This is a genomic window from Vibrio sp. 10N.286.52.C3 (assembly GCF_041468865.1).
GTDB classification, from domain to species: domain Bacteria; phylum Pseudomonadota; class Gammaproteobacteria; order Enterobacterales; family Vibrionaceae; genus Vibrio; species Vibrio crassostreae_C.
This window is the reverse complement of sequence record NZ_JBFRJM010000058.1, coordinates 1-9,294: the sequence shown is the minus strand read 5'-3', so window position 1 is coordinate 9,294 and position 9,294 is coordinate 1. Positions and strand designations below refer to the sequence as shown.

Below are 9,294 nucleotides of genomic sequence, written 5' to 3'. Positions count from 1 at the left end.
GAAAGCCGCGATGAACCTAATATTAAGCTTCAGTTTGATTGATAAATAAAACCGCCTTCATGAGGCGGTTTTTTTATTAGGTAATGATCGATATTGATTCGGTAAATCTTACCCTTGTCAGGCTAATTGATGAGTCCAAACGCACGAGGCAGAGCCAAACTAATTTCAGGAATAAAAGTAATGGCCAACAGTGTGACGATCAATACGGCACAAAACGGCATGATACTTCTTATAACGTTTTCAATCTTAGAGCCACTGACACTACAACCCACAAATAGCGCCGTACCAACGGGTGGCGTTGCAATGCCAATACATAAGTTGAAGATAATCATCATCGCGAAGTGAATTGGATGCATGCCTAAATGCTCAGCAATCGGCATAAAGATAGGGGTAAAGATCAATACGGCTGGCGTAAGGTCCATAAACATACCCACAATCAGTAGAATCAGGTTCATCAGAATAAAGATGATAATTGGATTGTCTGAAATAGAGAGCATCCAATCACTGATCATGGTTGGTAGACCGGTAAACGCCATTGCCCATGACATAATGGTAGAAGCACCAATCAAGAACAGCATAATGCCAGTAACCTGAACCGTTTCTCTACAAATTATCGGAAAGTGTGCCCATTTGAGGGTTCGGTAACAGAGTGACAGTATAAAAGAGTATAGAACCGCTATACATGCCCCTTCTGTTGCAGTGAATATACCACCAATAATACCGCCAATAACAACAACAATAAGCCCTAAGCTTGGTGTTGCTTGCCAAACAATATTCAGCACATCTTTCGTTGTGAAGCCGTCATTCGCACTTGTTTTGTAGCCCTTCTTTTTAGCGATGAAATAGGCGACGACCATACAACTTAAGCCCATTAGAATACCTGGGACATACCCTGCGATAAACAACGCCGCAACGGATGTTCCACCCGATACCACTGAAAATACGATCAGTGAATTACTCGGCGGTATTAGTAAGCCTGCTGGGCAGGATGCAACGTTTACTGCTGTTGCTAAGTTTTTATCATAACCATCTTTTTCTAATTCAGGACCTAAGGTTTTACCAACCGCAGCCGCTGCTGCAACGGCTGATCCTGAAACCGCGCCAAACATCATATTGGCGAAGATGTTGACGTGAAAAAGTGAGCCCGGAATCCAACCAACCAAGAGCTTTGCAAGGTTGATGAGTCGACTCGCAATGCCACCCACATTCATTATATTCCCCGCGAGGATAAAGAAAGGGATAGCTAATAAACTGAAACTATCGATACCGGTAATGATTTTTTGACCCGCAGTAATACTCGCGACTTCAAACGGTAAGATGAAATACATGATGGTTAAAGATGACATGGCAATTGCAATCGCAATCGGCATGCTTATCGCGATCATGAATAAGAATAGGCCTAGCAGCCAAACACCAATGGACAAATCCATAATATAGAATCCTTTTAAAACTTACTTTTTGTTGGGTTCACAAAAAAGATCAAACGTATTCATGACCAAATAGATGAGGATAATAACGGCTGAAATCGGCAAGATTGAATACACTGTCGACATCGGTAATTGCAGTGCTGGAGAGAGTTGTTGTGTGGTTCTTCCCATTAAGGCGATGCCACCTTGAAGCATTGCCAGAAATACAAATGCGCCAGAAATGATATTGATGAGTAGATGTAATGCTATGTGCGCTTTACCCTTAAGATAACCATCCAATAACGTTATAGCTAAATGCCCTTTGATACCGAATAAGTAGCTTGCTCCTAATAATCCAAGCCATACCATCGCATAACGAGCAAGTTCATCAGTCCAGTTACTTGGGTCATTCAAAACATAGCGACTAAAAACCTGCCAAGTGACAGTAACGACAAGTAACATTAATGCAAAAGAAGAGACAAAAAGAATCAACCTATCAAGTAGGTTTCTGAAAGTTGCTAACATGGTGTGATACCTCAAAAAATTTTGCCTTAGCAAAGCCAAGGCAAAATTATATTTTCACTAAGACTGATTACAGAACTTCAATTTTTTCAATGAATGAAGCTAATTTAGGGTCTTTTTTGGCTTCATCAATCATAGGTTTAACAGCGGCACGGAACGGGGCTTTATCAACATCAACAAACGTGACACCTGCTTTCATTCCTTTCTCTTTGTTCATTTCATCTGTTGCGTCCCAGATTTTGATCTGCTCTTCAAGAGACTCAGCTGCAGCTTCTTTTAAGATTTTTTGCTCGTTAGCCGTTAAAGTACCCCATTTGTATTCAGAAATGATGATCACGTCAGGCGTCATCATGTGCTGGTCCATAGAGTAAAATTTGGCAACTTCACTGTGTTTCATTTCAACTAAGCTAGAAATATTATTCTCAGCACCATCAATTACACCTTGTTGCAGAGCCGTGTATACCTCATTGAAAGGTACAGGCGTTGCTTTACCACCAAGTAAGTTAACCATTTCCATCATGGTTGGAGAACCAGGAACTCGAACTTTCATGCCAGCTAGATCTGCTGGTGAGTTGATGGCTTTCTTAGCGTAGAAGCTACGTGTGCCTGAATCATAGAATGTAAGACCGATGAAACCTTTACCTTCGCTTGAAAGCAGCATCTCTTGTGCAGCTTCACTTCGCATGAAGGTTCTCATATGTGGAACGTCACGGAATAAGAAAGGCAGTGCATTAACCTTAAACGTTGGTTCAAAAGATTCGGCTAACCCACCATTGATTTTGGCCATATCAATCGCGCCAGTAACAACTTGCTCCGCTTGGTCACGTTCAGAGCCTAATTGACCGTTTGGAAAGATCTTAATCGTAAGTTCACCATTCGATTTTTCTTTAACTTTATCAGCCATGATCACCATGCCTTGGTGAGCTGCGCTTTCTAATGACATTGCATGCCCTAACGTCAAAGTTTTTGCTTGAGCGCCAAATGCCATAAGAATTGAAGCCGCTGCAATCGTCAGTAGGTGTTTTTTCATGTTCTTCTCCAGAATCCATTTTGTAAGAGGTACAGTTTTTATATGCAACGCTATAGCTAAGTTTGAAATCTAACGTTCAATTGCACATCGCTCATAGCAGTAACGTTTCATTACAATATTCTTACCCTATGAATTTTGTATTACAATACTATATGTATATTTTGTGAACTAAGGTTTATCTATTGGCCTGAGAATCTAATTGATTGTGATACCAATCATATTTGGGACTAACTAGACCATCAATCAGTCCTAATTTGGGTTTTTTGGTAATTTCGATTACTTTCAACTGCTTTAAGAACAATCTCTTAGCAAAGAAACACCGATCTATTTATGTTATTTTAAGACATTAAATTCAGTTATGGAGCACGACAAAGAAGGTCTCCTCATTCGAAAACGCGAGTCGTGAACAGTGCTTTGTGAGGTGATGAAGGCAAGGTTTTCGGCTGGATTTAGGTAACAAGAATAGATAAAGGCAATAGAGAGAAGCTTGAGAGGATAAATTGTTTGTAACAAAAATCCGAGCGCCTTACAGCCCTCGGATTTTTGTTTTTGGTGTTCTAATTTTTAGGCGTTAGACAAATTACAAATCAGCGCCATAGATATCAAACGTGAAGTACTTAGCGGCGATCTTGTCGTAAGTACCGTTCGCTCTGATCTCTTCAATCGCGGCATTGAATTGTTTCGCCAGTTTTGAATCCTGCATTCTTAGTGCTAACGCCGTACCTTCGCCAATGTAGGCTTTGTCGGTTACTGCTTTACCTTTAAATTCAAAGCCCTCACCTTCTTTCTTATCTAAGAAAGCTAATGACAGTTGATCCGAGTTGCCAAAGGTTAGATCTAGACGACCATTTTGCAGATCCAGATAAACTTCATCTTGGCCGGTATAACGCTTAATGTTTACCACATCGCCAAACTTGTCGGTTACGTAGCGATCGTGAATCGTACCTTGCTGAACACCGATGGTTTTGCCCGCTAAGCCTGCCTCATCGACGCTGAACTCCGCGCTTTTAGCAGCAACAAACACGGCTGGAGTTTGGTAGTACTTATCAGTAAATAAGATCTTACGCTTACGCTCTTCAGTAATACGCATTGAAGCCATGATCACATCTGACTTTCTTGCCAACAAACTTGGAATTAACGAGTCCCAACTTTGTGAAACCCAAGTACAATCGAGTTTGGCTTGCTCACACAAGGCATCAGCTATCTCAATATCAAACCCGACAGGCACACCGTCACTGTTTTTATAGTTGAATGGCGGATACGTAAAGTCCGACGCCAAACGGATTTCTTTCGCCTGTACCGTTGTACCAAGTAAAGCGGCCGCACAAGCGAGTCCTAGTATTATCTTTTTCATCATTGCCATCCTAGATATGATCTTTATCGAGTTGAGATTGAGTTTCTTTATGTTGAGATTGTTGAATTTGTTTGCCTTGTTGATTCTTTTCTAATTCGGTTTGGTAACGTGTTAGTGACGTTATCACTTCTAACATGCTCTCTTGGCTACCAATACTGATTCGAACACAGTTACGCAAAGCAGGTTCATGGTTTTGATTCCTTGTCACAATGCCATCCTTCGCCAATACACTGAACACTTGATGCCCAGGTTTTTGACGCAGCAAAATAAAGTTCGTCGATGAAGGGTAAACAGACTCGATGAAATCAAACTGCGTTAACTCACAAGCAAACCAGTTACGTAGTTCAACCAGCTTTTGCGTCGCGTCTTGCATCACTGAGACTCGTTCATCGGACAAAGCGTCGAGCACGATTTGAGATGAACAATCTGGCATCGGATACGGTGGAATCAGCTTCGCGACATACTGCATCACATTTTGACTCGCTAAGATAAAACCACAACGAACCGCAGCCAGTCCAAATGCCTTAGACAAGGTGCGAATCACAACCAAATGTGGATAGCGTTCAATAAGACTAACGGCTGACGTTTGTGGTTCAAATTCGATATACGCTTCATCGACGACCACTAGCGACTTTCCAATCGTGCCTTCCAGTACCTGAACCAAATCCGATTTAGGAATCACATTACCCGTTGGGTTGTTTGGTGAGCAAAGAAACACGATATTCGCCAGCTCTGCTTTATTCACAATATCAGCGACGTTCAGGCTGAAATCTTCCTGCAATCGAGAGTCCAAGGTATTGATCGCCAATGCATCAGCGCAAAACTCATACATCGCATACGTTGGAGAGCAGATAAGTATGTTGTCGCACGCCGGTTTACAGAATGTTCTGATCAGCAAATCAATCGCTTCATCTGCACCACGAACAGCCACAGTCGCGGCATCGGTACTACAGTAATCTTGATAAGCCTTAGCAATATCTTGTGGTAAGAAGTCTGGGTATCGGTTGTGACTTGCTTCTCCTTGAAACAGCGAGCTTTCCAATTCATTGGCGTTTAGCCAGACACGTCCATCACCACCAATTCTTCTTGCCGATTGATAAGGTATTAATTTTTTTACAGCCTGAGGCACTAAGCTATCAATAAAAGATGTCAAGAAGCTATCCCTTTCACAAAATCACAATGTCTTCATCATTGCCTTCATATTCAAAAAATGTGACTTATACACATATTGAATCACAAATGATGATTAAGTATTTACATTCAAACAAAACACTATTGATAAATGAATCGAAATAATCACATAATAGCCATGATAAAAAGTCATAGGTAAAGATATGAATCGCACACTTCCTTCAACCAAAACCTTGCTCGCGTTTTTGTCTACGGCAAGGCACCTCAACTTTACACGCGCGGCACATGAGCTCAATGTTACGCAAGGTGCAGTGAGTCGTCAGGTATTGTCGTTTGAAGAAAGCCTTGGCTGTGATCTCTTCTATCGCCATGCTCGCGGATTGTCTTTAACGCCGAAAGGAGAAGAACTGGTTCCCCTGATACAAGGAACGATTCATCAGCTGCAATCGGCTCTAAATCAAGTGGCTAGCTCTCCGTCTAAGATCAAACTCAACGCACCGAGCTGTATTACCTCTTGGCTACTACCTAAGTTGATGTCTTTTCAGCAAGCCTATCCTGAAATTGATGTCGAACTGACGTCGACCATCAAGCACGTCTTCGAACCAAGCTTTGATCCGTTTGACGCCGTAATTACCTATGGTAAGAAGCCAAACCAACAATCGATTATCAGCCAATTATTGTTTAACGAGCAGCTAGCGCCCGTTTGCCAAGCACAAAGCATTACACAGAGCCATCTTGTCGACGACGCATCGACCATCATCAAGCCACACAAGCTCGCTCAATACACTTGGTTACACGCTAACAATGAGCAAAGTGATTGGCGACTTTGGTTAGAGCACATAGGCAGTCATGACCTTTCAAGTAAGAACAACCAACAATTCGCGACACTTGATCAAGCGATGAACGCAGCCATTCAAGGGTTTGGCATTGCTATAGGCGACATCACGCTAGCAAAACAAGATATTGATTTGGGCAGGTTGGTGAAAGTGAGTGAAGGCAGTGTCTTTTCTGGAAATGGTTACTTTTTGCTGCAGCCTAAGAATCGACAAAATCCATCTTTATCTACGCTGGTTGATTGGCTTGTCGATTAGCGGCAATCACCGTAGATAGAAGCACACTATAAACGGCAGTAGAGCGTCATAATGAGAATTTCATCGTTCTCAAAATGAAACTATTTTATGTCTGTTACGTATTGGTTGTCAGAGAATAGAACGTACCTCGCCTTAACTATTTGAAAAGAAGTTCAATTCTATCTGGTAGGGAAAATGTTCCGTTCAACTAGAGAAAATGGCATTCGAATTGCTTTGTCATAGATAACCCAACCAATATACAGCAGGTTGCAACAGTTTCACTGCAGCTTGTCACGGAGGATAGGCTATGACCTTACAAAGACATACGTATTACGGCTTGATTCACCATGGAATTAAAACCTTATTAATGGACAGAATTGGCCACTTCACAGAGCGTGAATATCACGAGTATCTCGACCTAACGACCGGTAAATCGACATGTTTTGCCATGAGTGAGCAAGAGCTCGAAAACACCTTAGACAGCTTAAAGAGCGAAGGTTACCTTGAAGATATCAAAAAGCTGATACCTCGCTATCAAACCTCGTCAATGCGATAACCTGCTTCAACTCTTTAAACACGATGAGTGGTTAGATTGAATTAATTGGCACCCAATTGTCTCGAGCTATTTAGCATCGAGACAGTTTTCGTTAGACTGTCTGCAACTCAACTAACTGGACAGTCAGTGCCACATGAAGCAAATCCTTGATTTCATTCCTCTCATTATTTTCTTTGCGCTGTATAAGATGTATGACATCTACACGGCTACAGGTGCATTGATTGTTGCTTCCGCAGTACAAATCGTTTTGACATACGTCATCTACAAGAAAGTAGAGAAAATGCAGATCATCACATTTCTGATGGTTGCCGTATTTGGTGGCATGACCATTTTCTTGCACGATGACAACTTCATTAAATGGAAAGTAACCATCGTTTATGCATTATTCGCTATCGGCCTGACCGTCAGTCACCTAATGGGCAAGTCAGCGATTAAAGGCATGCTGGGTAAAGAGATCACACTTCCTGAAGCGGTATGGAGCAAGATCAACTGGGCTTGGACTTTGTTCTTTACTCTATGTGCCATTCTCAACGTTTACGTTGCTTTCAGCCTACCCTTGGATGTGTGGGTTAACTTCAAGGTGTTTGGTCTACTCATCGCGACCTTGCTCTTCACCTTGCTCACTGGTGTTTATATCTATAAGCATCTACCAAAAGACCAGCAGAAAGAGTTAACGGATAAAAATACCGACGAGAAATAGCCCTTAGGGATGAGTCCTCATACCCTATTTGATACAATTATTATCAATATGCGATTGGCCAATGATACTCGTGATCATTGGCCGCTGATTATTTGTGTTCGGTGAAGACGTTAAAAATTAGACCACCACGAGCCCCGCAAACACATCTATTTAAATTTAAAACAATCAATACCATTAAGAGTACAACAATGACTATTCAATCAACTTTGAACCCGATTGGTTCTTTACTTCTTCGCACTTTGGCGATGCCTTCTGATACCAATGCAGCAGGCCAGATTTTCGGTGGTTGGATAATGTCTCAGCTCGACCTTGCTGGCGGGATACTGGCGAAAGAGATCTCTAACGGCAAGATAGTCACGGTTTCAGTATCGGGTATCGAGTTCAAACAACCAGTTTCAGTGGGTGATGTGGTCTGTGTTTATGGTGACTGCACCAAGATTGGTCGTAGCTCGATGAATATCGACCTAGAAGTATGGGTTAAGCCGGTACTTGATCACGGCATCGGCGATCGTTACAAGGTATGTGGCGCGACATTCAACTACGTTGCTGTAGACGAAAGCGGTAAACCCCGCCCAATTAATAAATAGTACTTTCGACGACCCTATCGCACTTTAAGGTCTTTAGTCGTTTCGATTAAAAATGCTAAAGACCTTCTCACTCTCCCGCACCATTTCACAATTTCTTATCATTAGCTCTTCCAATACCAATTAGTTCGCGTAAATTAGCAAGATAGCGAATTTAAACGCCCTCAATTTAGTGAAGTAAAATAAGGATATCTCAATATGTGGTACGTGATTTTTTCTCAAGACGTCGAAAATTCATTAGAAAAACGCCTAAGTGTTCGCCCACAACATCTAGAACGCCTACAAACACTTCACGATGAAGGCCGCCTTTTGACAGCAGGTCCAATGCCAGCGATTGATTCAGATAACCCTGGTGAAGCGGGCTTCACAGGTTCTACTGTGATTGCTGAGTTTAATTCTTTAGACGATGCACAGGCATGGGCAGACGCAGACCCTTACATTGCTGCAGGTGTCTACCAAAATGTGATTGTTAAACCATTCAAGAAAGTATTTTAACGTGAAAAAATGGATTATCGGTTCACTGGCCGCTGTTCTGCTTGCAGGCTGTAGCTCATCAGGTGAACAAGACAAACAAAGACAGCTAGAAATGATGGCGCAGCATCGCGCTGGCGTTTTATCCGCAGGCCTTCCGATTGAGTATGGCCCGCTGTCGGTCATGCGCGTGCTGGCAAAGAACACGGTTATCGAAATCATGATGATCTACAACCAAGATGCAAAAGGTGCTAAACCTTTAAACCAAGTTGTAGACATGAGTGTGAATAGCTACTGCACCAACTCTGAAGTAAGAGCAAACCTCGACATGGGCTTGGCTTACAACATCAAGATTCGCAACACTCGCGGACAACTGATCGTTGAGAAGCTGATCAGTAAAGATACGTGTCAAAGTAGCAGCTAGTTTCTAGCTCGAGATTCGAACAAGTATAATCGAGTAGGAGGAGGCC

11 protein-coding genes are annotated in these 9,294 nt (G+C 42.2%); 6 read left to right on the top strand and 5 right to left on the bottom strand.

Features of this window, described 5'->3' with window-relative positions; translation table 11 throughout:
• Positions 1-122: 122 nt before the first annotated feature.
• From AB4138_RS18120 to hisC, 5 genes are all read right to left on the bottom strand, one after another.
• A complete protein-coding gene (locus AB4138_RS18120) occupies positions 123-1,430 on the bottom strand; it encodes a TRAP transporter large permease (RefSeq protein ID WP_010438025.1) in 1,308 nt (435 codons plus the stop codon).
• A gap of 21 nt (positions 1,431-1,451) precedes the next feature.
• Positions 1,452-1,931, bottom strand: a complete 480-nt coding sequence (locus tag AB4138_RS18115; protein ID WP_017061503.1) for a TRAP transporter small permease — start codon at positions 1,929-1,931, stop codon at positions 1,452-1,454.
• 67 nt (positions 1,932-1,998) lie between these two features.
• The gene (locus tag AB4138_RS18110) at positions 1,999-2,958 is read right to left on the bottom strand and encodes a TRAP transporter substrate-binding protein (RefSeq protein ID WP_017061504.1); all 960 of its coding nucleotides are present in this window, start codon (positions 2,956-2,958) and stop codon (positions 1,999-2,001) included.
• Between the two features lie 580 nt (positions 2,959-3,538).
• Entirely contained in the window at positions 3,539-4,312 is a 774-nt protein-coding gene (locus AB4138_RS18105; RefSeq protein ID WP_372307149.1) for an ABC transporter substrate-binding protein, read from the bottom strand.
• Between the two features lie 10 nt (positions 4,313-4,322).
• Entirely contained in the window at positions 4,323-5,465 is a 1,143-nt protein-coding gene (hisC, locus tag AB4138_RS18100; protein WP_372307146.1) for a histidinol-phosphate transaminase, read from the bottom strand.
• 181 nt (positions 5,466-5,646) lie between these two features.
• Here hisC and AB4138_RS18095 point away from each other — a divergent pair, with 181 nt between their 5' ends.
• The 6 genes from AB4138_RS18095 (at position 5,647) to AB4138_RS18070 (ending at position 9,248) form a co-directional block, all read left to right on the top strand.
• On the top strand, positions 5,647-6,534 hold the full coding sequence (locus tag AB4138_RS18095; protein WP_017069990.1) for a LysR substrate-binding domain-containing protein: 888 nt from the start codon (positions 5,647-5,649) through the stop codon (positions 6,532-6,534).
• 286 nt (positions 6,535-6,820) lie between these two features.
• Positions 6,821-7,069: a hypothetical protein gene (locus AB4138_RS18090; protein WP_017069991.1), complete on the top strand. Its 249-nt coding sequence runs from the start codon at positions 6,821-6,823 to the stop codon at positions 7,067-7,069.
• Positions 7,070-7,202: 133 nt separating this feature from the next.
• Positions 7,203-7,769, top strand: a complete 567-nt coding sequence (locus AB4138_RS18085) for a septation protein A (RefSeq protein ID WP_102533827.1) — start codon at positions 7,203-7,205, stop codon at positions 7,767-7,769.
• Between the two features lie 188 nt (positions 7,770-7,957).
• On the top strand, positions 7,958-8,356 hold the full coding sequence (gene yciA / locus AB4138_RS18080) for an acyl-CoA thioester hydrolase YciA (protein WP_004736513.1): 399 nt from the start codon (positions 7,958-7,960) through the stop codon (positions 8,354-8,356).
• 195 nt (positions 8,357-8,551) lie between these two features.
• Positions 8,552-8,848, top strand: a complete 297-nt coding sequence (locus AB4138_RS18075; RefSeq protein WP_004736512.1) for a YciI family protein — start codon at positions 8,552-8,554, stop codon at positions 8,846-8,848.
• 1 nt (position 8,849) lies between these two features.
• Entirely contained in the window at positions 8,850-9,248 is a 399-nt protein-coding gene (locus AB4138_RS18070; protein ID WP_029405168.1) for a GspS/AspS pilotin family protein, read from the top strand.
• Positions 9,249-9,294 lie beyond the last annotated feature (46 nt).